General features: G+C 65.0%; 23 protein-coding genes. 5 read left to right on the top strand and 18 right to left on the bottom strand.

Annotation, left to right across the window (positions count from 1 at the left end; translation table 11 throughout):
• Positions 1–90 precede the first annotated feature (90 nt).
• From ihfB to fabA, 10 genes are all read right to left on the bottom strand, one after another.
• Positions 91–384, bottom strand: a complete 294-nt coding sequence (ihfB, locus tag HNS03_RS17760) for an integration host factor subunit beta (protein WP_367197231.1) — start codon at positions 382–384, stop codon at positions 91–93.
• Positions 385–400: 16 nt separating this feature from the next.
• On the bottom strand, positions 401–1,390 hold the full coding sequence (gene sppA / locus HNS03_RS17755; RefSeq protein WP_367197229.1) for a signal peptide peptidase SppA: 990 nt from the start codon (positions 1,388–1,390) through the stop codon (positions 401–403).
• A 79-nt stretch (positions 1,391–1,469) separates the two neighbouring features.
• Positions 1,470–2,789: a folylpolyglutamate synthase/dihydrofolate synthase family protein gene (locus HNS03_RS17750; RefSeq protein WP_367197228.1), complete on the bottom strand. Its 1,320-nt coding sequence runs from the start codon at positions 2,787–2,789 to the stop codon at positions 1,470–1,472.
• A 15-nt stretch (positions 2,790–2,804) separates the two neighbouring features.
• Positions 2,805–3,845 carry an acetyl-CoA carboxylase, carboxyltransferase subunit beta gene (gene accD / locus HNS03_RS17745; protein ID WP_367197297.1) on the bottom strand — a complete coding sequence of 347 codons (1,041 nt, stop codon included), beginning with the start codon at positions 3,843–3,845 and terminating at the stop codon, positions 2,805–2,807.
• Positions 3,817–4,668: a tryptophan synthase subunit alpha gene (gene trpA, locus HNS03_RS17740; RefSeq protein ID WP_367197226.1), complete on the bottom strand. Its 852-nt coding sequence runs from the start codon at positions 4,666–4,668 to the stop codon at positions 3,817–3,819. The genes accD and trpA overlap by 29 nt, the downstream gene beginning before the upstream one ends.
• Entirely contained in the window at positions 4,656–5,870 is a 1,215-nt protein-coding gene (trpB, locus tag HNS03_RS17735) for a tryptophan synthase subunit beta (protein WP_367197225.1), read from the bottom strand. Before trpB ends, trpA begins: the two co-directional genes overlap by 13 nt.
• Before the next feature lie 44 nt (positions 5,871–5,914).
• On the bottom strand, positions 5,915–6,601 hold the full coding sequence (locus tag HNS03_RS17730) for a phosphoribosylanthranilate isomerase (protein WP_367197224.1): 687 nt from the start codon (positions 6,599–6,601) through the stop codon (positions 5,915–5,917).
• Complete coding sequence (gene fabI, locus HNS03_RS17725; RefSeq protein WP_367197222.1) at positions 6,598–7,470, bottom strand: enoyl-ACP reductase FabI; 873 nt, start codon at positions 7,468–7,470, stop codon at positions 6,598–6,600. Before fabI ends, HNS03_RS17730 begins: the two co-directional genes overlap by 4 nt.
• A gap of 70 nt (positions 7,471–7,540) precedes the next feature.
• Positions 7,541–8,758 (bottom strand): beta-ketoacyl-ACP synthase I, encoded by a 1,218-nt coding sequence (fabB, locus tag HNS03_RS17720; protein WP_367197220.1) that lies wholly within the window; start codon positions 8,756–8,758, stop codon positions 7,541–7,543.
• A 189-nt stretch (positions 8,759–8,947) separates the two neighbouring features.
• Entirely contained in the window at positions 8,948–9,481 is a 534-nt protein-coding gene (fabA, locus tag HNS03_RS17715; RefSeq protein WP_367197218.1) for a 3-hydroxyacyl-[acyl-carrier-protein] dehydratase FabA, read from the bottom strand.
• Between the two features lie 456 nt (positions 9,482–9,937).
• On the opposite strand from fabA, the gene irrA reads away from it, so the two are divergent.
• Positions 9,938–10,393 carry an iron response transcriptional regulator IrrA gene (irrA, locus tag HNS03_RS17710; protein ID WP_367197296.1) on the top strand — a complete coding sequence of 152 codons (456 nt, stop codon included), beginning with the start codon at positions 9,938–9,940 and terminating at the stop codon, positions 10,391–10,393.
• Between the two features lie 264 nt (positions 10,394–10,657).
• Here irrA and HNS03_RS17705 read toward each other — a convergent pair whose 3' ends face one another.
• Positions 10,658–11,209, bottom strand: a complete 552-nt coding sequence (locus HNS03_RS17705) for an SH3 domain-containing protein (RefSeq protein ID WP_367197216.1) — start codon at positions 11,207–11,209, stop codon at positions 10,658–10,660.
• Positions 11,210–11,573: 364 nt separating this feature from the next.
• Between HNS03_RS17705 and HNS03_RS17700 the strand changes: the two genes are divergently transcribed.
• Complete coding sequence (locus HNS03_RS17700; RefSeq protein ID WP_367197214.1) at positions 11,574–12,569, top strand: 2-hydroxyacid dehydrogenase; 996 nt, start codon at positions 11,574–11,576, stop codon at positions 12,567–12,569.
• Between the two features lie 122 nt (positions 12,570–12,691).
• On the opposite strand, the gene HNS03_RS17695 is transcribed toward HNS03_RS17700, so the two are convergent.
• Positions 12,692–13,276, bottom strand: a complete 585-nt coding sequence (locus HNS03_RS17695) for an N-acetyltransferase family protein (protein ID WP_367197212.1) — start codon at positions 13,274–13,276, stop codon at positions 12,692–12,694.
• Between the two features lie 415 nt (positions 13,277–13,691).
• Here HNS03_RS17695 and HNS03_RS17690 point away from each other — a divergent pair, with 415 nt between their 5' ends.
• Together HNS03_RS17690 and HNS03_RS17685 are read left to right on the top strand one after the other, a co-directional pair.
• Positions 13,692–14,213 (top strand): AprI/Inh family metalloprotease inhibitor, encoded by a 522-nt coding sequence (locus tag HNS03_RS17690; protein ID WP_367197210.1) that lies wholly within the window; start codon positions 13,692–13,694, stop codon positions 14,211–14,213.
• A 39-nt stretch (positions 14,214–14,252) separates the two neighbouring features.
• Positions 14,253–14,660 (top strand): carboxymuconolactone decarboxylase family protein, encoded by a 408-nt coding sequence (locus HNS03_RS17685; protein ID WP_367197208.1) that lies wholly within the window; start codon positions 14,253–14,255, stop codon positions 14,658–14,660.
• Positions 14,661–14,777: 117 nt separating this feature from the next.
• On the opposite strand, the gene hslU is transcribed toward HNS03_RS17685, so the two are convergent.
• The 5 genes from hslU to dnaK form a co-directional block, all read right to left on the bottom strand.
• Positions 14,778–16,079: an ATP-dependent protease ATPase subunit HslU gene (gene hslU, locus HNS03_RS17680; RefSeq protein WP_367197206.1), complete on the bottom strand. Its 1,302-nt coding sequence runs from the start codon at positions 16,077–16,079 to the stop codon at positions 14,778–14,780.
• Positions 16,080–16,208: 129 nt separating this feature from the next.
• Entirely contained in the window at positions 16,209–16,769 is a 561-nt protein-coding gene (hslV, locus tag HNS03_RS17675; protein WP_367197205.1) for an ATP-dependent protease subunit HslV, read from the bottom strand.
• Positions 16,770–16,954: 185 nt separating this feature from the next.
• Positions 16,955–17,593: a class I SAM-dependent methyltransferase gene (locus tag HNS03_RS17670; protein WP_367197203.1), complete on the bottom strand. Its 639-nt coding sequence runs from the start codon at positions 17,591–17,593 to the stop codon at positions 16,955–16,957.
• A 54-nt stretch (positions 17,594–17,647) separates the two neighbouring features.
• Positions 17,648–18,784 (bottom strand): molecular chaperone DnaJ, encoded by a 1,137-nt coding sequence (dnaJ, locus tag HNS03_RS17665; RefSeq protein WP_367197201.1) that lies wholly within the window; start codon positions 18,782–18,784, stop codon positions 17,648–17,650.
• A 204-nt stretch (positions 18,785–18,988) separates the two neighbouring features.
• Positions 18,989–20,902: a molecular chaperone DnaK gene (dnaK, locus tag HNS03_RS17660; RefSeq protein WP_367197199.1), complete on the bottom strand. Its 1,914-nt coding sequence runs from the start codon at positions 20,900–20,902 to the stop codon at positions 18,989–18,991.
• A gap of 277 nt (positions 20,903–21,179) precedes the next feature.
• Here dnaK and HNS03_RS17655 point away from each other — a divergent pair, with 277 nt between their 5' ends.
• A complete protein-coding gene (locus tag HNS03_RS17655) occupies positions 21,180–21,794 on the top strand; it encodes an alpha-ketoglutarate-dependent dioxygenase AlkB (protein WP_367197197.1) in 615 nt (204 codons plus the stop codon).
• Positions 21,795–21,846: 52 nt separating this feature from the next.
• On the opposite strand, the gene HNS03_RS17650 is transcribed toward HNS03_RS17655, so the two are convergent.
• Positions 21,847–23,139, bottom strand: a complete 1,293-nt coding sequence (locus HNS03_RS17650) for a TRAP transporter large permease (protein ID WP_367197196.1) — start codon at positions 23,137–23,139, stop codon at positions 21,847–21,849.
• Between the last annotated feature and the right edge of the window lie 6 nt (positions 23,140–23,145).

Below are 23,145 nucleotides of genomic sequence, written 5' to 3'. Positions count from 1 at the left end.
TTGTACCGCAGTAGAATCTTAGACCTTCTACCGGTGCAATCAAAATCGAGAACGTCTCAAGCCGCTGGCCCCGCGCTCCCTTCGATCGCTTTATTCGTCTGCGGAGCCGTCGTTGAGACGTTCCCGCATCTCCTTGCCGGTTTTGAAGAACGGCACGTGCTTGGCCTCGACTTCGACCTGATCGCCTGTGCGCGGATTTCGCCCGACGCGCGGCGGGCGACTCTTGACCGAAAACGCCCCGAAGCCGCGCAGCTCGACCCGGTCGCCGCGCGTCATCGCGTCGGAAATCTCGTCGAGGATCGCATTGACGATGTTTTCGACGTCTCGCTGATAGAGATGCGGATTTTGCTCAGCGATCCGCTGAACGAGTTCGGATTTGATCATATGGCGCGCCCCTGGATCATTGCCCAGCTCCGTCGGGCAAGTTCGAACCGTGCCAAAGGGATACCAGACCGTCAAGCTGAGTGGGACCCGCAAGATCGAGCGGGATCGCATCTTTCAATCCGAGCGCGGAAAGCGCGCCCTGGACCAGGCCGTGGCCGATGCGCGAGGCGAACGGCAGATCCTCCAACTCGTTGTCCGTCGACCAGGTCCGCACCGGCAGCTTCACGTCGATGCCGTGGGACTTGCCGAGCCAATCGACGGCTGCCATTTCGCCGCCGATTTCGTCCACAAGCTTGGCCTGAAGGGCCTGGTGGCCGGTGAAAATCCGGCCGTCGGCCAATCCGCGTACGGTCGCCATATCGAGATTGCGTCGCTCCGAAACGAGCCCGGTGAACCAGTCGTAGCTATCGCCGACCACACCCTGCAGCATCTGCACGGCGGCCTGGGGCGGGGTGGAGAAAGGCGAAGGTTCGGCCTTGAGCGGGCCGCTTTGAACGGTGTCGACCTCGATCCCGAGCTTGTCGAGCATCTTGTGAACCTGCCCGTACTGCATCAGCACGCCGATCGAGCCGGTGAGGGAGGTGTAGTGGGCCACGATGTGATCGGAAGCCAGCGCAATCATGTAGCCCGCAGAGGCCCCGAGTGTGCCGATCTGGGCCACCACGGGCTTCTTTTCGGCCAGACGCCGCAACGCGTTGTAGGTGACCTCGCCGCCGGTGGTGCTGCCGCCGGGCGAGTTGATGTAGAGGATGACAGCCTTGACGGCGTCGTTGTCGGCAAGTTCCTCGATCCGGTCGACGGTATCCCGGTCGTCGGTGATCACGCCCTCGATCGGCAGGCGCGCGATGTGCGGCGTGCTCTTGCCGACGAACCCGTCTCCCGCACCGGAGGCGACGAACAGGGCGGCGACGGCGGCAGCGATCGCGATCACGGCCAGAACGCGCCAGACCGTGACGGAGCGGCGAAGCCGCCTGCGGTCGACCAGCACATCGGCGTCGAGGCTCATGAACGTGCCCTTTCAAGACAATGGGGCCGGGGCCGGAGGCAACCGGCCAACAGACCATACAAGATCGGCGGCAGAGCTGTCAGGTTGGCGGCGTACCGTTCTGGGAGAGGACGTCACCGGCCAGATAGAGCGATCCGCAAATCAGGATGCGCGGCGGCGGCTCGAACCGCCAGCTTTCCGACAGCAGCCGCAGTGCGGTCTTCACGCTGGAGACCGGTTCCGCGGAAATTCCGGCCGCTTCCGCCATGTCGGCGAGCGGACCGGGCTCGACCCCCACTTCCGAGCCGAAAACCGGCACCGTGAAGGCGTGGCGAACCAGGCCGGCGAACGGCTGCAGGAAGCCGACGGCATCCTTGGTGGAGAGCATCCCTGTGATCAGGAACAGCGGCCGGGAGACCCGATCTTCCAGGTCGGCCATATGGGCGGCGAGTGCCTCGCCGGCATCCGGATTGTGGCCCCCGTCGAGCCAGATCTCCGCGCCCGGCATCGCGGCATCGACGATACGGCCACGCGTGAGGCGCTGGAGACGGGCGGGCCAGTCGGCGGTCTCAAGGGCCCGCTCGGCCTGGTGCAGCCCTTCCCAAAGCCCGGCAGCGCGCAAGGCCGCAATGGCCGTGCCCGCGTTCACGAACTGGTGGCGACCGGGAAGCCGCGGGGCCGGCAGATCGAACAGCGCCGTCTCGTCTTGATAGACGAGGCGGCCGTGCTCTTCGATCACCGACCAGTCCTGGCCGCCGAGATAGAGGGGTGCGCGGGCGCGCGCCGTCGCGCGCTCCAGCACGGCAGTGACCGGATCGATCTGCGGCGAGGACACCACAGGCCGGCTCGGCTTGATGATGCCGGCCTTTTCGCCGGCGATCGCCTCGATGGTGTCGCCGAGGAAGCGTTGATGGTCCAGGCCGATTGGCGTCAGCACGCTGACGAGCGGGGCATCGACGACGTTGGTGGCGTCGAGGCGCCCGCCAAGGCCGGTCTCCAGAACCAGAACATCGGCGGGGCGCTCGGAAAACAACAGCATCGCGGCCGCCGTGGTCACCTCGAAGAAGGTGATGGGTTCGCCGGCATTGGCGCGCTCGGTGCGCTCTAGCGCATCGGTCAGCGTCTCGTCATCGACAAGCTGCCCGCCGTCAGGGCCTGCAAGCCGAATGCGCTCATTGAAATTGACCAGGTGCGGCGAGGTGTAGACGTGAACGCCCTTGCCTGTGGCTTCCAGGGCAGCGCGCAGGAACGCCGTGGTCGAGCCTTTGCCATTGGTGCCGGCAATGTGGATGGTCGGCGGCAGCCGTCGCTCGGGGTGGTCGAGCGCGGCAAGCAAGCGCTCCATGCGCTCCAGCGACAGGTCGATGACCTTGGGGTGGAGCGTCAGCAGGCGCTCCAGAATAGCGTTGGTGTGATCCATGGGGGGACTACCGCGTTATGCGGTCTGGGGCTGGTCTTGTTCGGTGGGGTGCGTGGCGACAGACGTGTTCGTGGCCGCCAGCTCGGTGGCCTCGGTCTCGCTCTCCGCATCGGGCTCGAGGGGAACCGGCAGGCTCGCCGGGTCCGGCTGGCGCATCAGGAGCCGCAGGAGGCGCGCCAGCGTCGCTCTGATCTCGTGGCGATGGACGACCATGTCGACCATGCCGTGCTCCAGCAGATATTCCGCCCGCTGGAAGCCTTCGGGAAGCTTTTCGCGGATGGTCTGCTCGATCACGCGCGGACCCGCGAACCCGATCAGCGCTCCGGGCTCGGCGATATGGACGTCGCCGAGCATCGCATAGGACGCGGTCACGCCGCCGGTGGTCGGGTTGGTGAGCACGACGATATAGGGAAGTCCGGCTTCCTTCAGCGCCATGACCGCGGCCGTGGTGCGCGGCATCTGCATGAGCGACAGGATACCCTCCTGCATGCGCGCGCCGCCGGAGGCGGCAAACAGCACGAACGGCAGGCCGCTTTCGCGCGCTTTGTCGAGCCCGGTGATCAGCGCTTCGCCGGCCGCCATGCCCAGGGAGCCGCCCATGAAGGCGAAGTCCTGCACGGCGACGATCGTCTCCAGGGCCTCGATATGTCCACGCGATACCAGCACGGCGTCGTCACGACCGGTCTTGGTGCGGGCATCGCGTAGCCGGTCGGAATAGCGCCGCTCGTCGCGGAAGCGCAGCGGATCGGCGGCTGCCGGCGGCGTTGCGATGGTTTCGTAGCGGCCCTCGTCGAAGAGGGTTTCCAGCCGGCGGACCACCGGAATGCGCATGTGCACGTTGGAGGAGGGAACCACATACTGATTCGCCTCCAGATCGCGGTGGAAGACCATCTCGCCGGTCTCCGGACACTTGATCCAGAGATGCTCCGGAACCTCCCGCTTGTTGAGGAAGGAGCGGATCTTCGGTCGAAAGACGGTGTTGATCCAGTTCACGGGAAAACCCTTCGGTCGGTCGCGTTCAGCGCGCTCAGGCGGCGGCGCCGGCGGGGGCGGAATGGATGCCTTCGGCGAGGCTTCGCACGAGCGTGTGCACGTCGTCGGCGGTCGTGTCTGTGGCCTTACCGGCGCTATCGAGCGAATTTGCGACAGCGCCGACCAGCGCGGAACCGACCACGACGGCATCGGAGGCGGTGGCGAGTTCGCGGGCCTGCTCTGCGGTCTTGACGCCGAATCCGACGGCGACCGGCAGCTCGGTGTGCGCCTTGATCCGGCCGACGGCCGCTGCAACGCGCTTGGGGTCGGGCGTCGCGGTACCGGTCACGCCGGTGATGGAGACGTAGTAGACGAAGCCCGACGTGTTCGCGAGCACCTTAGGCAGCCGCTTGTCGTCGGTGGTCGGCGTGGCGAGCCGGATGAAGGCGAGCCCGGCCTCGAGCGCCGGCAGGCAGAGCTCGTCGTCCTCTTCCGGCGGCAGGTCCACCACGATCAGCCCGTCGACGCCCGCCTCGACCGCGTCGGCCAGGAAACGTTCGCGACCATAGGAAAAGATCGGGTTGTAGTAGCCCATCAGCACGATCGGGGTGTCGGCATCCTTGGCGCGGAAGGCGCGGACCATGGCGAGCGTCTTCACCATGGTCTGGCCGGCCTTCAGCGCGCGCAGCGAAGCGGCCTGGATCGCCGGGCCGTCGGCCATGGGATCGGTGAAGGGCATGCCGAGCTCGATCACGTCGGCGCCGGCGGCCGGCAGGCCGTCCAGGATCGCCTGGGACGTGGCCGGATCGGGATCGCCAGCGGTGACGAAAGTGACGAGGCCGGCGCGGCCTTGCGATTTGAGCGCGGCGAAACGGGCGTCGAGGCGGGCGACGGTCACAGGTCCCATCCCATGGTCTTGGCGATCGTGTGGACGTCCTTGTCGCCGCGACCGCAGAGATTCATCACGATGATCTGGTCCTTGCCCATCTCCGGCGCAATCTTGGCGACATAGGCGAGCGCGTGCGCGGGCTCCAGCGCGGGCAGGATGCCTTCCGTGCGTGCCAGAAGCTGGAACGCCGCCAACGCCTCGGTGTCGACGGCGGGCACGTAGGACACCCGACCGATCTCCTTCAGCCAGGCGTGTTCCGGCCCGATGCCCGGATAGTCGAGTCCGGCGGAGATGGAGTGCCCCTCCAAAATCTGGCCGTCATCGTCCTGCAGCAGATAGGTTCGGTTGCCGTGCAGCACACCCGGCCGACCCGCCGTGATGGAGGCGCAATGGCGCTCGCCCTCGAGCCCCTCGCCGCCGGCTTCCACGCCGGTGATGGCGACGTCGGCATCGTCCAGGAACGGATGGAACAGGCCGATCGCATTCGAGCCGCCACCCACGGCGGCGACGATGTGATCGGGCAACCGGCCTTCCGCCTCCAGGATCTGGGCGCGCGCTTCCGTTCCGATTACCGACTGGAAGTCGCGGACCAGCTCCGGATAGGGATGCGGCCCTGCCGCTGTGCCGATCAGATAGTAGGTGTCGTCGACGTTGGCGACCCAGTCGCGCAGCGCCTCGTTCATGGCGTCCTTGAGCGTACCGGCGCCCGAAGTGACCGGGATCACCTCCGCGCCGAGCAACTTCATGCGGAAGACGTTGGGCTTTTGCCGTTCCACATCGGTGGCGCCCATATAGATGACGCAGGGCAGGCCGAAACGAGCGCAGACGGTCGCGGTCGCAACGCCGTGCTGACCAGCGCCGGTTTCCGCGATGATGCGGGTTTTGCCCATGCGGCGCGCCAGCAGGATCTGACCGAGGCAGTTGTTGATCTTGTGGGAGCCGGTGTGGTTCAGCTCGTCGCGCTTGAAATAGATCTTCGCGCCGCCGAGTTCCTCCGTCAGTCGCTCGGCGAAATAGAGCGGCGAGGGGCGGCCGGTATAGTGAGTGTTCAGATCGTCGAGCTCGGCCTGGAACGCCGGATCGGCCTGGGCGGCACGGTAGGCCTCTTCCAGCTCCAGGATCAGCGGCATCAGCGTCTCGGCCACGAACCGACCGCCAAAGGTCCCGAAATGCCCGGAAAGGTCCGGGCCGGTGCGGAAAGTGTTGCGCTGGTGGGTCACGATCGATCGAGCTCGCTGGTTGCAGAGAAGACGGACGGCCGCCTCTAAACGGATTCCGGATGCCGGGCGACGCCTTGGCGCGCGGCCGCAACGAAGGCTGCGATCCGGGCCGGGTCTTTTCGGCCGGGCGCCGTCTCCACGCCGGACGACACATCCACCGCCGCCGGGCGCACCGTGGCGACGGCATCCGCCACCGTCTCCGGCGTCAGGCCTCCCGAAAGCATGAAGGGGAAGCTGCGGTCAAGCGCGCCGAGCAACGTCCAGTCGAACGCGGCGCCGTTGCCGCCGGGCCGGGTGGCGCCCTTGGGGGCCTTGGCATCGAGCAGGAGCCGGTCGGCGGCTTCGCGGTAGATCTCGATTGCAGCCAAGTCTTCGGCGCCGGAAATCCCGATCGCCTTCATCACCGGACATCCGGTCCGCGCGCGCGTCGCCGCGATCGTCTCCGGTGTTTCCTTGCCATGGAACTGCAGCAATGTCGGCCGTACGCGCGTGACGATCTCGTCCAGGAGATCCGGAGCCGCATCCACGGTCAGGGCGACGATCTCGGCACGTCCCCTGGCGCGCTCGGCCAGAGCGGCTCCGAGCTCGATAGACACGTTGCGCGGGCTGGGCGGAAAGAAAACGAGGCCGATCAGGTCGGCCCCGGCGTCCAGCGCAGCGTCCACGGACGCGATGTCGGTCAGCCCGCAGATTTTGACCGCAAGCGGGGCGAGACCGGGGACCGTGCTCATCCGCTTGCCGAACGCGTCGGGTGGATCGGCCGCCCCGCCGCCTCCAATTCCTCTTCGACCTGCTCGCGCCGCTCTTCCGCCTTGAGCTCGTCGAGCTTCGGCATGGAGATGATATTGTAGCCGGAATCCACGAAGTGGATCTCGCCGGTCACGCCCGACGACAGGTCGGACAACAGATAAAGACCGGTGCCGCCGATTTCCTCGATGGTGACGGTTCGGCGCAGGGGCGCATGCTTGCGCTGGTAGTTGAAGGTGAAACGGGCATCGGAAACGCCGGCGCCGGCGAGCGTGCGGACTGGCCCCGCCGAAATCGCGTTGACCCGGATATTCTGGCTGCCGAAGTCGACGGCGAGATAGCGCACGGACGATTCCAGCGCCGCCTTGGCCACACCCATGACATTGTAGTTGGGCGTGACACGGGTCGCTCCGCCGAAGGTGAGGGTCACGATCGAGCCGCCGTTCGGCATCAGGTCCGCCGCGCGCTTCGCCGCTTCGGTGAAGGAAAAGCACGAGATCAGCATGGTGCGCACGAAATTGTCGCGGCTGGTGTCGGCGTAGCGGCCGCGCAACTCGTTGCGATCGGAATGAGCGATCGCGTGCACCAGAAAGTCGATTGAGCCCCAGGTCTCGCGCGCCTTGTCGAACACTGCGTCCACCGAGGCGACGTCTTCCACGTCGCACGGCACCACGAACGGCGCGTTGACCGAAGTCGCAAGCGGCTGCACCCGGCGGCCGAACTGGTCGCCCTGATAGGTAAAGCCGATTTCGGCACCTTCGTCGGCGAGCCGCTTGGCGATTCCCCAAGCGATCGAATGGTTGTTGGCGACGCCCATAACCAGGCCCCGCTTACCCGCCATCACACCCGCCATTCGATCAACCTCCTGGATTCGACCGCACGTTCCGACGTATCCTTGTGCGAACTCCGCGCCGCGGCGCCCGTCATCCGTCGTACCGTTTCATGACGATCGACGCGTTGGTTCCGCCGAAGCCGAACGCATTCGACATCACGCATTCGAGCGCAACGTCGTCCTGGCGTTCACGCACGATCGGCACGTCGGCGAAGGCCGGATCGAGCGTCTCGATGTTGGCCGATTCGCAGATGAAGCCGTTGTTCATCATCAAAAGAGAGTAGATGGCCTCGTGCACGCCGGCGGCACCCTGGGAGTGGCCCGTCAGCGATTTGGTGGCCGAAATCGGCGGGATCTTGTCGCCGAACACCGTCTTGATGGCCTCGATCTCGCGCAGATCGCCGATCGGCGTGGAGGTCGCGTGCGGGTTGATGTAGTCGATCGGCATTCCCGCCTGTTCGACGGCCATCTTCATGCAGCGCGCGCCGCCTTCGCCGGACGGCTGCACCATGTCGAAGCCGTCGGAGGTGTGGGCATAGCCGACGATTTCGCCATAGATGCGCGCGCCGCGCGCCTTGGCGTGTTCCATCTCTTCGAGCACCAGCACCCCGGCACCGGCGGAGATGACGAAGCCGTCGCGTTCGGCGTCATAAGCGCGCGAGGCCTTCGACGGCTCCTCATTATATTTGGTCGACATCGCGCCCATGGCGTCGAACAGCACCGACAGCGTCCAGTCGAGTTCCTCGCAGCCGCCGGCGAAGACCAGGTCCTGCTTGCCCATCAGGATCTGCTCATAGGCGGAGCCGATGCAGATGTTGGTGGTGGCACAGGCCGCCGAAATGGAGTGGTTAAGGCCTTTGATTTTGAACCAGGTCGCAAGCGTCGCCGAGGCGGTGGACGACATCGCTTTGGGGACCGCGAACGGTCCGACGCGGCGCGGGCCTTTTTCACGTGTGATATCGGCAGCCTGCACGATCGCATGGGTCGACGGACCGCCGGACCCCATGATGATGCCGGTGCGCTCGTTGGAGACCTCGTTGTCTTCCAGACCGGCGTCGCGAATCGCCTGATCCATCGCTACATGGTTCCAGGCGGTGCCGCCGCCGTGGAAGCGCATGGCACGCCGGTCGACGACCTCTTCGGCATTCAAGGTCGGTGCGCCGTGCACATGGCAACGAAAGCCGAGCTCGGCATAGCGTTCCGCACGCACGATGCCAGGCTTGGCTTCCCGCAGCGAGGCAAGCACCTCCTGCGTGGAATTGCCGATCGACGAAACGATCCCCATTCCGGTGACGACCACTCGTCTCATTGGGGCCTCCGTGGTCTTTCAAGTGCGTCGAAGCTACCGCCGCCCTCCAAAAGGGCGAAGCGTGATCCTGCTTCGGATTCAATCATGATCGGGAACCTTCGGCTCGTCCATGGCGACACGTCAGACTCAAGGCACCGAGCCAGTTGCTCGCCATGTCGATAGCGCGATGCCGGCACCAATGGCCGATGGTCATCCCATTTCGACCGCGGCGTCGTCCACGAACAGGCCGACCCTGAGGTTCTGCGCACGATAAATGGTGTCGCCATCGGCCTTTAGCCACCCGTCGCCGATCCCCAGCGTCAACTTGGAGCGCATCACGCGCTTCACGTCGATGCCGTATTCCACCTGCTTGATCGACGGCAGCACTTGGCCGGAAAATTTCACTTCGCCCACCGAGAGGGCGCGACCGCGCCCAGGCGAGCCGAGCCAGCCCAGGAAGAAGCCGAGCATCTGCCACAGGGCGTCGAGCCCCAGGCAGCCCGGCATCACCGGATCGCCTTTGAAGTGGCAGGCGAAGAACCAGAGGTCGGGTCGGATGGCGAGCTCCGCCTTGATCTGGCCTTTGCCGTGTTCTCCACCGTCCTCCGAAATCGAAGAGATCCGGTCGAACATCAGCATTGGCGGCAGCGGTAGCTGGGCATTGCCCGGCCCGAACAGTTCGCCGCGACCACACGCCAGAAGATCTTCGTACTCGTAGCTGGAGCGGCGCTGATCAGTGCCCATACCGGTTTCTATTCCCTCATCCTCTTATCGCCTACCCGGTGCATCGCATGGCAGCCGGGCGGGACAGTTGGCCCCAACGCAGTGATCGGCGTGTCCGAGCTGAGCAAAAAAGGGCTCGACGACACCCCCGGAAACGCCGCATCCTGCGCCGAGGCGGCCGCAAGCGACCCGTTCGCCAAGCAGCGCAGTGGCGCGTTTCCTAACACACGGTTTTCAGGTCGCAAAGCCACCCGCGAGGCACAGCCGTTGCGCGGCCTTCGCGACATGTTGGCGCGTGCGCGCGGTCCGCCATTGAACCGCCTTCTTGCGAATGATAATCAAGACCATTGTGATCTGCTTTTTTTACGGTTACAGTCGCAACAATATGGAAGACAGCCAGCTCGACGGAGCGTTCTAGCAGCGAGGTTGGCGCAGACGAGGACGAACGGCGCGATGACGCCAGAAAGGGAGATTGGGATGCACGTGACCCGCTCGCATCACGACCACACCAGCGCGGGTGCGAAGGCACGCGACATCAAATCGATGTTGCGGGAAGCCGGATTGCGTCCGACGCGTCAGCGCATCGCTCTCGCCGACCTGCTCTATCGGTTCGGCAATCGTCACATCTCCGCCGAGCAGCTGCACGAGGAAGCCATCGGCGCGCGCGTGCCGGTTTCGCTGGCGACCGTCTACAACACGCTGCATCAGTTCACCCAGGCCGGCTTCCTGCGCGAAGTCGCGGTGGACGGCACCAAGACCTATTTCGACACCAACACGAGCGATCATCACCACTTCTTCAACGAAGAGGATAACTCGGTGGTGGATATCCCCGGCGGCATGCTGTCGATCGACGACGTTCCGGAAGCGCCGGAAGGGATGGAGATCGTGCGCGTCGACGTGGTGGTGCGCATTCGGCCGATTCAGCGTAGCTGATCGCGCCAACACCGACACACCGACGTCTGATCGAACGAATCGCGGGCCGCACCGGCAACGGTGGCGGCCCGTCTTGGTTTGCGTGCTCGCGCCAGGCGCTCCAGCGTTTCCGGCCGAAGGGAAAACCGTTCGCCGTCTGAAAACGCAACAACATAGCGCCGTTCTGCGATTCCCGTGAAAAGCGGAACGATAAGACCTGGCTCAACCTATTGAATCTGAAGCCATTCCTTGTCGCTCGGATGTTTCCGTTCGAGCGGAACGGGACTAGTCAAAGCTTTCGTTGGGGTAGACTCCGAACAGGGTCTTCTGGGAGATGAAGCCGCTCCAGGCCTTGCCGGAAATTTCGCACCAGCGCTTGTCGCAGCTTTCCACCCTGGCCAGCACCAGCGGTTCCAAAAGCGCGACGACACGGGCCTCGTCATCCGGTCCGGCGCGAAGCGGTACCGGGTCGGAGCGCCAGGGGGCGACCAGCGCGGTGCGATCGCTGGACAGAAGGCTGTGATAGACCCAGCCTTCCGCGCCATCCGAATCGCGGATGCGGCGCCAGTTGTCGAACTCCTGCACGACTTCGACCGGCCATCCCTGGCGCTTGAAGGTCCATTTGATCGCATAGTCGGTGCCGGGTCCCACCCGCACGTTCACCTCGTTGGATTTGAGGCTCACGAATCGGGGCAGGGGCAGGCCGCTGGGTCCTTTGGCGGTCTGGGCCTGCGCTGCGACAGCGCCCCCGACGGCCAGCACGGCGGCGACAAGGGCGACGATGACGGTGCGGCTGAAAGATAGCCTGTGGACCACGCGAAACACTTCCAGGATCATGGACGTACCCGCGTCTTGCTAGGAGACCTCGTGTCTGCGATCAAGTTTCTTGCGTGAGCGAGATGGCTCGGGACTGGGGAGCTTGAGCGCTGAGGGCAAAAGCGGGAACCGGTTTCGCGCAAAAACCGGCGCGACAGGGAGGAACGAATGCGTCGGGCGATGCGAGGTCTTCGCCTGATACAGGCTCCGCCCTGGTTCCAGGCTAAACGTTGCGCGAAGGCGACGTGAGAACGGTGGTGCGAGTTGTGTTTCGACCTCCGTCTGATAGAGGTTTTGACCGTGTGCCGGAGGCTGCGTCGGGGAGGCGACGGTTGCTGCCGGCGAAATCCGAGATTGCACCAACAGCCCGGGCGAGTCGTTGACGATGGCAAAGAAAAAGCCGCTAGTGGTGGTTACACGAAAACTTCCCGATGCCGTCGAGACGCGGATGCGGGAGCTTTTCGACACGCGGCTCAATATCGACGACCGGCCGATGACCCAGGCCGAGCTGGTGGAAGCCGTGAAGACGGCCGACGTGCTGGTGCCCACAATCACAGATAAGATCGACGCTGCGGTTCTATCTCAGGCCGGGGACAGCCTGCGGCTGATCGCCAACTTCGGAAACGGCGTCGACAATATCGACGTGTCCACGGCGAACAATCGCGGCATCACCGTCACCAACACGCCGGGTGTTCTGACGGAAGATACCGCCGACATGACCATGGGCTTGATGCTGGCGGTGCCGCGCCGGCTCGCCGATGGCATTCGGGCGATCGATTCGGGCGATTGGGGCGGCTGGTCGCCGACCTGGATGCTCGGCCGGCGGATTTCCGGCAAACGGCTCGGAATCGTCGGCATGGGGCGGATCGGCACGGCGGTCGCGCGCCGGGCCAAGGCCTTCGGCATGTCGATCCACTATCACAATCGCCGTCGTGTCGCCGCGAGCTTGGAAGAGGAGATGGAGGCGACCTATTGGGACAGCCTCGATCAGATGCTCGCGCGCATGGACGTGGTGTCGATCCATTGCCCGCGCACGCCGGCAACCTTCCATCTGCTGTCCGCGCGTCGGCTGAAGCTGATGCGGCCGGAGGCCTATATCGTCAACACGGCCCGTGGCGAGGTGTTGGACGAGACCGCCCTCGTGCGCATGCTGGAATCCGGCGAGCTGGCCGGGGCGGGGCTCGACGTGTTCGAGCACGAGCCGGCGATCAATCCGAAGCTGATGGCGCTGGCCAAGGCCGGCAAGGTGATCCTGCTGCCGCATATGGGGTCGGCGACCATTGAGGGCCGCATCGACATGGGCGAGAAGGTCATCATCAACATCCGGACCTTTATGGACGGCCATCGCCCGCCGGATCGCATCCTGCCCTCAATGCTGTAATCCGGGCGACGCCCGCATGGGTTTTGCGCGGGCTTTGTTCGGTGTCCTCACGAAGCCGAGCGGGAAGCGAACCGGTTGGAGCGGAAAGAAAAATAATTGTTTCCGCTTCGCCTGGAATCGCTCTACCGCGCCGTGAAAGCCCGACCGGCATCGAACATGACGCTCGCGACGCCGTAGCTGTCCTCGATCGCCTCGCGGGCGTAGGTGAAGGCCGTCGGACGGGGCGTTGCCATCTGGCCGACGACCTCGTCGCCCAGGATTTCGAGCTTGGCGGAGAACGCGGTCGCCAGCCGGCGCATGGTCCGGTTCGACGCCTGGCAGGTGACGATCACCCGCTCGATGTTGCGGGCGCAGGCGGCCGACAGGATCCGCTCCATCAGCGTGCTGCCGATGCCACGGCCCTGCCAGTCGGCTTCGACGGAGAAGGCGGCCTCTGCGGTGGCGATGTCTTGCCCCGTGAGCGGGTGCAGTTCGGCCACGCCGCGCAGGACTCCGTCTTCGAAATAGCCGTCCAGCACGGCATCGCTCGTGGCCGTTGTCGTGGCGTAACCGGCAATGAAGTGATCGGAAACCGCCAGGCCGAACCGACCGCGACGGGTTACGGGGTCAAGGCGCAATAGATGGGCGCGATAGGCGTCCTCGTCGCTGCGCCGGAGACGGCGATTGATCCCGGACACGGCCGGGTCGGATTTTGTGCGGTGCGGCATCATTTACTCTAGCATCCGTGGGCAAACAGCCGCTCCTCGGAGATGTTCCTACCTATTTTTCGCAGAATGGCGGGAAAATTCCCGGAATCCGCGGACGCGAACCGAGTCGTCGCGCACCGTTGGATATATTGTGCAATGCACCCTAAAACAATGGCGAGAGAGCGGTGCGGAGGCCTGATGTGCACCGATTGCATGGCTTTGAAGCCATGGAAGCGAAACCGGATCTGCGCGTCGGCCGCAGGGCTCCAATTTCCATCCCGCGTTGCGACTTGATTTGGGTTATGGTGCCCACCCGCGCCGGCAAGCTAAGGACGCAGGGCGAAAGCGATACGTCGCGTCAAGAATAGGTAAACCTTATCCGGTCACACACGTTGTCGGGTCGGTTACGGCAAGCGGAAACGGGAACTCGATTATTATGGCCTGCAAGACTTGGATCCTCGCCTTCGCAGCCGTCGGCGTCGCCGTCGGCGGGTGCTCGAGCACGTCCGGAAGATACGCCTCGCCGCTGCCGGCAGCGCCGAGCCAGCCGGTCGCGTCCGGCCAGCTTCAGCCGATCGAGCCCGCGCCGGCGCCGGTCGAGCAGCCGTTGGAAGAGCCGACCGATACGGGAATGGAGACCCAGGTCGCGTCGCTTCCGGATCAGACCTCGGCGCTTGAGCTGCAGAAAAACGATCTCCTCGGCGGCTGGGGCATCACCTCGGCGGGGGAGACCTGCCAGCTCTTCATGACGCTCACCACGTGGACGGGCGGCTATCGTGCCTCCACGCGCGGCTGCCAGGGCGAGGAGCTGTCGACCATCTCCGCCTGGGAGCTGTCGGGCAAGCAGATCGTCTTGAAGAATGGCGACGGTGCCAACGTGGCGACGCTGCTTGCGATCGAACCCGGCAAGTTTAACGGCGCCACGGTTACCGGCCGCGGGATTACGGTGTTCCGCTAAAGCGCTGCCAGGATGTGCGGCGAAAGGGAGGGCACTGCCATGTCAATCATGCCGGTCTTGAGCGACGAGGAGGCGGGCGCTGCCGCCCGCGCCGTATTCGACGACATCCGGGACACGCGCCAGACCGATTTCGTCAACAATTTCTGGCGCGTGCTGGCCAACGATCCGGCCTTGCTCGCGCGAACCTGGGACAAGCTCAAGGCGGTGATGGGGCCGGGATCGATCGATCCGCTGGTCAAGGAGATGATCTACGTCGCCGTCTCGGTGACGAACGGTTGCCAATATTGCATCCACTCGCACACCGCTGCCGCCCGCGCCAAGGGCATGACCGACCAGCAGCTTATGGAGTTGATGGCCGTGGTCGGTGCTGCCAACGAGACCAACCGGCTGGTCAACGGCCTTCAAGTCCCTGTCGACGAGGCCTTCTTGAGCGATCCGAAGGCGTGATCGAAGGCTTCGATGTTTTGGAGATCGTGCGCAGCCAGCGCGCGACCGCGCGCCGGCCGGGCAGACCGCCCCCTCGCGGAGCCGCGAGCGGAGCGAGTTGGTGTGAGCGAATAGGTCCTAAAGGATAAACCGGCTCAGGTCGGTGTTCTTGGCGAGCTCGCCGAGATTGTCGTGCACGTAGGCTGCGTCGATGGTGACGGTGTCGCCGGCGCGGTCGGAGGCGGTGTAAGAGATCTCGTCCAGCACCCGCTCCATCACCGTCTGCAGCCGCCGGGCGCCGATATTCTCCACCGTCGCGTTGATCTCGACCGCGACCTCCGCAATGGCGTCGATGGCGTCCTCGGTAAAGACGAGAGTTACGTCTTCCGTCTTCATCAGCGCCACCGACTGGCGGATCAGGCTTGCCTCGGTCTCCGTCAGGATGGCGCGGAAGTCCTCGCGGGTGAGCGGTTTCAGCTCGACGCGGATCGGCAGCCGGCCCTGCAGCTCCGGCAACAGGTCGGACGGGCTGGAGACATGGAACGCGCCTGAGGCGACGAACAGGATATGGTCCGTCTTGACCGCGCCGTGCTTGGTCTGAACCGTGGTGCCTTCGACCAACGGCAGGAGATCGCGCTGCACGCCCTCTCGAGAGACGTCGCCGGAGACCTTGCCGCCACGGGCCGTCACCTTGTCGATCTCGTCCAGGAACACGATGCCGTTGCCCTGAACCTCCGCGATCGCTTCCTGGGTCAAGCTCTCTTCGTCGAGCAGCCGGTCGGACTCCTCGTTGATAAGCAACTCGTAGGAGGCCTTCACGGTGGTCTTGCGGGTCTTCTTGACGCCGCCGAACGCCTTGCCCAGCACGTCGGAAAGGTTCATCACGCCGACATTCGCGCCCATGCCCGGAATGTCGAAACTCGGCATCGAAGGCGCCTGAGTCACCTCGATCTCGATCTCCTTGTCGTCGAGCTCGCCGGCGCGCAGCCGCTTGCGGAAGGAGTCCCGCGTGGCAGGGCTCGCATTTTTGCCGACCAGGGCGTCAAGCACGCGCTCTTCGGCCGCCAAGTGCGCAGTTGCGCGCACGTCCTTGCGGCGACGTTCGCGCACTTGCGCAATCCCGATCTCCAACAGATCGCGAATGATAGATTCCACGTCGCGGCCGACATAGCCGACCTCGGTGAATTTGGTGGCCTCCACCTTGATGAAGGGGGCGTTGGCGAGCTTGGCGAGACGGCGGGAGATCTCCGTCTTGCCGACACCCGTCGGACCGATCATCAAGATGTTCTTCGGCATCACCTCGTCGCGGATGTCGTCTTCGAGCTGCTGCCGACGCCAGCGGTTCCTGAGCGCGATGGAAACGGCGCGCTTGGCGGCATGTTGGCCGACGATGAAGCGGTCCAATTCGGAGACGATCTCGCGCGGGGAGAAATTGCTCATAGTCTGCGTCTCCGTTCGATCCGAACCGGGCTGCCGCTCGTGTCCGGTCGGCTCGTCGTCCTCGATGTTCGGTGCAAGTGCCATATCGGCCTTTCCGTCGGGCTGTTGTTTTGCGGGCAGGGCGGGCCTCTAGCCGCTGGCGCCGAGGCGCTCCACCACCAGGTGTCCATTGGTGTAGACGCAGATATCGGCGGCGATCGCCATGGCGCGCCGCGCGATCGCTTCGGCGTCCATGTCGGTGTCCATCAGCGCGCGGGCCGCGGACAGCGCGTAAAGTCCGCCGGATCCGATGCCGACGACGCCGTCTTCCGGCTCCAGCACGTCGCCGTTGCCGGTCAGCACCAGCGTCTGCTTGCGGTCGGCGACGATCATCATCGCCTCCAGGCGGCGCAGATAGCGGTCGGTGCGCCAGTCCTTGGCGAGCTCCACGCAGGCACGCAGGAGCTGCCCGCGATACTGGTCCAGCTTCTGTTCCAGCCGCTCCAGCAGCGTGAAGGCGTCGGCGGTGGCGCCGGCGAAGCCGGAGATCACGTCGCCGTCGCCGAGCGGGCGCACCTTGCGCGCGTTGTTCTTCATCACCGTCTGGCCGAACGAAACCTGGCCGTCACCGGCAATCACGATCTCGTCGCCCTTGCGGACGGCCAGAATCGTGGTGCCGTGCCAGCCGATCGGATCTGCGGGAGACGTCATCTGGACCTCGCGTTGAACGCAGGAAGAAGGCTCGGGCGAGATGCCCGGAACCAAAGGGTCGCGACCTGATGTATGTTTGCTGCCGCAGAATGCAAACGCCAGGACACCGATGGGCGGGGGGAACGCAGTTCCATTCAAGATGGAAGGCGGCTTTCCGTCCGCAAACGACATCGGCCGGCGAAGCGTCAGGCCGCGACGAGGGAGGAGCCGTCGGCCTTGTCGACCACGCGGCGATAAAGCCACACGCGCGCCGGCGGCACGTTGCGCACCACCCAGGAGGTGCGGGTCACGCCATATTGGCCGTCGACTTCCGGCACAGGCGGCACCAGGGCATAGGAGAACTGGATGAAAGGCGCGCCGGGCGACATCAGCTCCAGTGCGTCCTCGATCAGCTTTTGTCGCATCTCCAAAGGTCGGGTGAAGAGCGGGAGGCTGGAGACCACGCCGGCAAGCGAACCGGAAACCGGGTTGCCGATCACATCGGCCATGGCATAGGCGTCGCCCTGGATCACGGTTGCCCGCGGGAAGCGCTCCGACAGGAGCGCGCAGAAGTCCGGGCTGTACTCGATCAGGATCAGCCGCGCTTCGTCGATGCCGCGCTTGACCAGCGCGTCGGTGACGACGCCGGTGCCCGGACCCAGCTCGACGATCGGTCCGGGACAGTCGGCATCCACGAAGCTTGCCATCAGCCGCGACAGGGTCGCTCCGGAGGGGGCGACGGCGCCCGTGGTGAGCGGCCGCTCGACCCACGCTCGCAAGAACCGTACTTCGTCGACGAAGCGGTTGGAGAAATTCCGGGCGTGGGTTCGGGCAATGGCGAGCATGGGTAGCCTTCGTGTTCCAATCGGCGGATCCGGCAGTACGCCGGCGACAACCTGTTATCCTCCCAGGCTGTCGAAAAAGTCCTTCACCCTGGAAAAGAAGCCGTGTGAATCAGGATGATTATCCTGAGAGGCCTCTTCTTCAAAGGCTTCTAACAGCTCACGCTGTCGTTTGGTCAAGTTGCGCGGCGTCTCGACAACAACCTGGATGTACATATCGCCGAACTGGGGGCTGCGAATGATCGGCATCCCCTTCGACTTCAGGCGGAACTGGCGCCCGGTCTGGGTGCCTTCCGGCACCTTCACGCGCGTCTTTTCGCCGGAGACGGTCGGGACCTCGAATTCGCCGCCGAGCGCCGCCGTGGTCATCGAAATCGGCACGCGGCAGGCTATGTCGGCGCCTTCGCGCTGGAAGAAGGCGTGCGGCTTGATCGACAGGAAGATGTAGAGGTCGCCCGCGGGTCCGCCCATCGCGCCGGCTTCGCCTTCCCCGGCCAGCCGAATGCGCGTGCCGTCTTCGATGCCGGCAGGAATGTTGACGGACAGCTTGCGCTCTTCGGAGATGCGACCCTGGCCGGAACAGACCTCACAGGGATCGGTGACGATGGAGCCGCGCCCGTGGCAGGTCGGGCAGGTCCGTTCCAGCGTGAAGAAGCCCTGTGTCGCCCGCACCCGGCCGGCGCCCTTACAGGTCTGGCAGGTGGTGGGGGAGGTGCCCGGCTTGGCACCGGAGCCGGAGCAGGTCACGCAGGTGACGGAGGTCGGCACTTCGATCTCCACCGTCTTGCCGGTGAAGGCCTCTTCCAGCTCGATTTCGAGATTGTAGCGCAGATCCGCGCCGCGTTCGCGCCCGCCGGCGCCGGAGCGGCGGCGCTGGCCCATGCCGAAAAATTCGTCGAAGATATCCGACATCGCCGAGGCGAAGTCGCCGTTGAAGCCTGGTCCGTCGCCGCCGCCGAAGCCGCCGCCCTCGAAGGCGGCATGCCCGAATCGGTCATAGGCGGCCCGCCGCTGCGGATCCTTGAGGACGTCGTAAGCCTCGCTGATCTCCTTGAAGCGGTGCTCGGCGTCTGCGTTCCCCGGATTGCGGTCCGGGTGATACTGCATGGCGAGCTTGCGGTAGGCGCTCTTCAACTCGGTTTCGGTCACCTGAGCGTGGACGCCGAGAACCTCGTAGTAGTCGCGCTTGGCCATCGGGTTCGTAACTCTGCTTGCGAAATATCGGGCCGCGTGAGCGAAATCCGGGCTGAGATGGGGGCTTGCGCTCCACCCGCCTCGTCCACCCGGGACGAGGTCATCCCTCGGAAGATACGGCCAATACGTGAAACATCAGTTCATATGAAAGATGCGGCACACCGCTGACGGTGTGCCGCATCCGAGACTTATCCGCGGAAGCCGTTATGCGCTCCGCTTGTCGTCGTCGTCCTTCACCTCTTCGAAGTCGGCGTCGACGACGTCCTCGTTCTGCTCCGAGCCGGCCGAACCCTGCTCGGCCGACGCCTGACCTTCGTCGCTCTGGTAGAGGCTCTCGCCGAGCTTCATGGAAGCCTGGGCCAGCGCCTGGCTCTTGGTCTCGATCGCGGCCGGATCGTCGCCGGCAATGGCCTGCTTCAGGTCGTCAAGCGCAGCCTGAACCGTCGACTTGTCGGACTCGGCAAGCTTTTCGCCATTCTCCGAAAGCATCTTCTCGGTCGAATGGACCAGCGCCTCGGCCTGGTTGCGGGCCTCCACGAGCGAGCGCCGCTTCTTGTCCTCGTCGGCGTGGCTCTCCGCGTCCTTGACCATCTGCTCGATGTCGGCGTCGGAAAGGCCGCCGGAGGCCTGGATGCGGATCTGCTGCTCCTTGCCGGTGCCCTTGTCCTTGGCGGACACGTTGACGATGCCGTTGGCGTCGATGTCGAAGGTGACCTCGATCTGCGGCACGCCGCGCGGAGCCGGCGGGATACCGACGAGATCGAACTGGCCGAGCATCTTGTTGTCGGCCGCCATCTCGCGCTCGCCCTGGAACACGCGGATCGTTACCGCGGTCTGGCCGTCTTCGGCGGTGGAGAAGGTCTGCGACTTCTTGGTCGGGATCGTCGTGTTGCGGTCGATCAGACGGGTGAATACGCCACCCAGCGTCTCGATGCCCAGCGACAGCGGCGTCACGTCGAGCAGCAGCACGTCCTTGACGTCGCCCTGGAGCACGCCGGCCTGGATCGCCGCACCGATGGCGACCACCTCGTCCGGGTTCACGCCCTTGTGCGGCTCCTTGCCGAAGAACTGCTTCACCTGCTCCTGGATCTTCGGCATGCGGGTCATGCCGCCGACGAGAACGACCTCGTCGATCTGGCCGGCCTGCAGCTCGGCATCCTTGAGGGCGTTGCGGCAGGGCTCGATGGTACGCGCAACCAGATCCTCCACCAGGCTTTCGAACTTGGAGCGCGAAAGCTTCATGGTGAGGTGCTTCGGACCGGACTGGTCGGCCGTGATGAAGGGCAGGTTGATCTCGGTCTGCTGGGCGGACGACAGCTCGATCTTCGCCTTCTCAGCAGCCTCCTTCAGGCGCTGCAGCGCGAGCTTGTCCTTGCGCAGGTCGATTCCCTGCTCCTTCCGGAACTCCTCGGCGAAATAATCGACGAGGCGCATGTCGAAGTCCTCGCCGCCGAGGAAGGTATCGCCGTTGGTCGACTTCACCTCGAACACGCCGTCACCGATCTCCAGGATCGAAATGTCGAACGTGCCGCCACCGAGGTCGTAGACCGCAATGGTCTTGCCCTCGGTCTTATCGAGACCGTAGGCGAGCGCGGCCGCGGTCGGTTCGTTGATGATGCGCAGCACTTCCAGGCCGGCGATCTTGCCGGCGTCCTTGGTGGCCTGACGCTGAGAATCATTGAAGTAGGCGGGAACGGTAATGACGGCCTGGGTCACCTCGGAGCCGAGATGGGCTTCCGCCGTCTCCTTCATCTTCTGCAGGATGAAGGCGGAGATCTGCGAGGGCGAATAGGACTTGTCGTCCACCTCGACCCACGCGTCGCCGTTGTCGGCGCGCACGATCTTGTAGGGAACCAGGTCCTTGTCCTTGCCCACCGTCGGGTCTTCGAAGCGGCGTCCGATCAACCGCTTCACCGCGAACAGGGTGCGCTCCGGGTTGGTCACAGCCTGGCGTTTCGCCGGCTGGCCGACCAGGCGTTCGCCTTCGTCGGTGAACGCGACCATCGACGGCGTGGTGCGCATGCCCTCTGCGTTCTCGATGACCTTGGCCTGTTTGCCGTCCATCACCGCGACGCACGAGTTCGTCGTGCCGAGGTCGATGCCAATGACCTTGCTCATGTCAGTCTCTCTCCTTCTGGCAGACCGGTCGGACCCGGAACGGCGTCCGACTTTGCCGACGAGATCGTCGGCCGGCCCCCTTGTCGTTTCGGCGCAATACCAATGATGCGGGGCCCCGATGGGCCAAATCGCTGGGAGCTATATAAGAAGGTGGAAAATCGGCCGCAAGCCGGGCAGGGCGGGAAGTGTGCCGCGCCCACAAGCGGATCTTACTTTCCAGCCGCCGTCGTGATCTTCGATGGTGGACCTTTTTATTGTCGGGCCTCAGATAGAGGCCATGAGCGTTGAGATCTATCCCGAGCGCCTGGACAAGGCGACCCAGCGTGCCCTGCTTGCCGATCTGATCTCGGTGGTCGACGAGGCACCCTTCTTCCTGCCGCGAATGCCGCGCACCGGCAAGCCGTTCTCGGTCCGCATGACCAATTGCGGGTCGCTCGGCTGGGTGTCGGACGTGGCCGGCTACCGCTACCAGCCAACCCATCCGGAGACCGGCCGACCGTGGCCGCCGATCCCGGAGCGGCTGTTGATCCTCTGGCACGAGGTGGCCGGCATCTCCGCGCCGCCGGAGGCCTGTCTCGTGAACCAATATGCCGCAGGCGCGCGCATGGGCTTGCACCAGGATCGCGACGAGGAAACCTTCGCCGCACCTGTCGTGTCGGTGTCGCTCGGGGACACGGCGGTGTTTCGGATCGGAGGCACCACCCGCAAAGGGCCGACCCGCTCGCTGCGGCTTGCCTCCGGCGACGTCATCGTGTTCGGCGGCGACGACCGGCTCGCCTATCACGGCATCGACCGCGTGATCGCCGGATCCTCGAGCCTTCTTCCCGAAGGTGGGCGCATCAACCTGACGCTCCGCCGGGTGACGAAGTTCGGGGACTGCAAGGGCCGCTGAATCCGGCTTTTGGTTCCGGACGGCGACCCGGTTGCGGCTTCGCCGGATTTATCTACCCCATCAGCGTCGGCAGCCCGAGCGCAAGGACCGGGAAGGCGAGCAGCAGCACCATCCGCAGGATGTCGGCGAGAATGAACGGCATCACGCCCTTGAAGATCGTGCCGACGGGTACGTCCGGCAGCACCGTCTTCAAGACGAACACGTTGAGGCCGACCGGCGGGGTGATCAGCGAAATTTCCGTCATGATCACCACCACGATCCCGAACCAGACCAGATCGTAGCCCAGAGAGCCGATCAGCGGCGCGAAGATCGGCACCGTCAGCAACACCATCGACAGGCTCTCCAGCACCATTCCGAGCAGGAGATAGACGAACAGGATGCCGAGGAGAATTACGAACGGCGGCACGTCGGCGCCGGTGGCGAAGGACGTCAGGTCGTCCGGCAGGCCGGCGATGTTGACGTAGTTGGCAAACACCAAGGCGCCGATCAGGACGGCGAACATCATCGTGGTGGTGGCAGCGGTCTCCGCCAGGATCTCGCCCAGGATCCGCAATGTCAGCGCTCGCCGGGCGAGGGCGATCAGGAATGCTCCGAACGCGCCCATGCCGGCCGCCTCGGTTGCGGTGAAGGCGCCGACATAGATGCCGCCGATGACCAGCACGAACAGGCCCATGATGCCGAGCACGCCGCGCGTCGCCCGCAGCTTCTCCGCCATCGGGACGAGCGGGCCGCGCGGTCCTTTCTCCGGATCGAGCGCGCACACCACGCGCACGGCGCCCATGTAGCAGAGAATGCCGATCAGGCCCGGCACGATACCGGCGACGAACAGCTTGCCGATGTCCTGCTGGGTGGTGACGCCGTAGATGACCAGGATCACGCTCGGCGGGATCAGGATGCCGAGCGTGCCGCCGGCCGCGATGACGCCCGAAGCCAGGCTGTCGTCGTAGCGATATTTCCGCATCTGCGGCAGCGCGACCTTGCCCATGGTGGCGGCGGTGGCGAGCGAGGAGCCGCAAACGGCGGAAAAGCCGCCGCAGGCCACGGCCGTCGCCATTGCCAGCCCGCCGGGTCGGCGGCCGAGCCAGGCATGGCAGGCGGCATAGAGCTCGTCGGACAGGCCGGCGCGGGTGACGAAATTCCCCATCAGGATGAACAGCGGCACCACGGACAGGGAATAGGATAGGCCGGTGTCGAAGATGGTCTGGCCGACCATCGCGAGCGCGCCTTGCGGGCCGATGATGACGATGAGACCGACTGCTCCCACGAGACCCATCGCGATCGCGATCGGCACGCCGGCGAACAGCAGGGCGAGAAGGGCGATCAGCCCCGGAACCCAGGCATCCATGGGCGG

It is taken from the genome of Amorphus sp. 3PC139-8 (assembly GCF_040750475.1).
GTDB lineage: Bacteria > Pseudomonadota > Alphaproteobacteria > Rhizobiales > Amorphaceae > Amorphus.
Note: the sequence above shows the minus strand (reverse complement) of the source record. Positions and strands in the feature narration are given on the sequence as shown.

Coding starts and splice junctions, on each gene's coding strand:
- ihfB (WP_367197231.1), bottom strand. CDS start 384: ATGATCAAATCCGAACTCGTTCAGCGGATCGCTGAGCAAAATCCGCAT.
- hslV (WP_367197205.1), bottom strand. CDS start 16,769: ATGACGTCTCCCGCAGATCCGATCGGCTGGCACGGCACCACGATTCTG.
- trpA (WP_367197226.1), bottom strand. CDS start 4,668: ATGGGACCTGTGACCGTCGCCCGCCTCGACGCCCGTTTCGCCGCGCTC.
- fabA (WP_367197218.1), bottom strand. CDS start 9,481: ATGGGCACTGATCAGCGCCGCTCCAGCTACGAGTACGAAGATCTTCTG.
- irrA (WP_367197296.1), top strand. CDS start 9,938: ATGCACGTGACCCGCTCGCATCACGACCACACCAGCGCGGGTGCGAAG.
- HNS03_RS17705 (WP_367197216.1), bottom strand. CDS start 11,209: ATGATCCTGGAAGTGTTTCGCGTGGTCCACAGGCTATCTTTCAGCCGC.
- HNS03_RS17700 (WP_367197214.1), top strand. CDS start 11,574: ATGGCAAAGAAAAAGCCGCTAGTGGTGGTTACACGAAAACTTCCCGAT.
- HNS03_RS17690 (WP_367197210.1), top strand. CDS start 13,692: ATGGCCTGCAAGACTTGGATCCTCGCCTTCGCAGCCGTCGGCGTCGCC.
- HNS03_RS17750 (WP_367197228.1), bottom strand. CDS start 2,789: ATGGATCACACCAACGCTATTCTGGAGCGCCTGCTGACGCTCCACCCC.
- HNS03_RS17655 (WP_367197197.1), top strand. CDS start 21,180: ATGAGCGTTGAGATCTATCCCGAGCGCCTGGACAAGGCGACCCAGCGT.
- sppA (WP_367197229.1), bottom strand. CDS start 1,390: ATGAGCCTCGACGCCGATGTGCTGGTCGACCGCAGGCGGCTTCGCCGC.
- dnaJ (WP_367197201.1), bottom strand. CDS start 18,784: ATGGCCAAGCGCGACTACTACGAGGTTCTCGGCGTCCACGCTCAGGTG.
- HNS03_RS17730 (WP_367197224.1), bottom strand. CDS start 6,601: ATGAGCACGGTCCCCGGTCTCGCCCCGCTTGCGGTCAAAATCTGCGGG.
- fabI (WP_367197222.1), bottom strand. CDS start 7,470: ATGGCGGGTGTGATGGCGGGTAAGCGGGGCCTGGTTATGGGCGTCGCC.
- HNS03_RS17650 (WP_367197196.1), bottom strand. CDS start 23,139: ATGGATGCCTGGGTTCCGGGGCTGATCGCCCTTCTCGCCCTGCTGTTC.
- HNS03_RS17670 (WP_367197203.1), bottom strand. CDS start 17,593: ATGCTCGCCATTGCCCGAACCCACGCCCGGAATTTCTCCAACCGCTTC.
- dnaK (WP_367197199.1), bottom strand. CDS start 20,902: ATGAGCAAGGTCATTGGCATCGACCTCGGCACGACGAACTCGTGCGTC.
- hslU (WP_367197206.1), bottom strand. CDS start 16,079: ATGAGCAATTTCTCCCCGCGCGAGATCGTCTCCGAATTGGACCGCTTC.
- HNS03_RS17685 (WP_367197208.1), top strand. CDS start 14,253: ATGTCAATCATGCCGGTCTTGAGCGACGAGGAGGCGGGCGCTGCCGCC.
- HNS03_RS17695 (WP_367197212.1), bottom strand. CDS start 13,276: ATGCCGCACCGCACAAAATCCGACCCGGCCGTGTCCGGGATCAATCGC.
- fabB (WP_367197220.1), bottom strand. CDS start 8,758: ATGAGACGAGTGGTCGTCACCGGAATGGGGATCGTTTCGTCGATCGGC.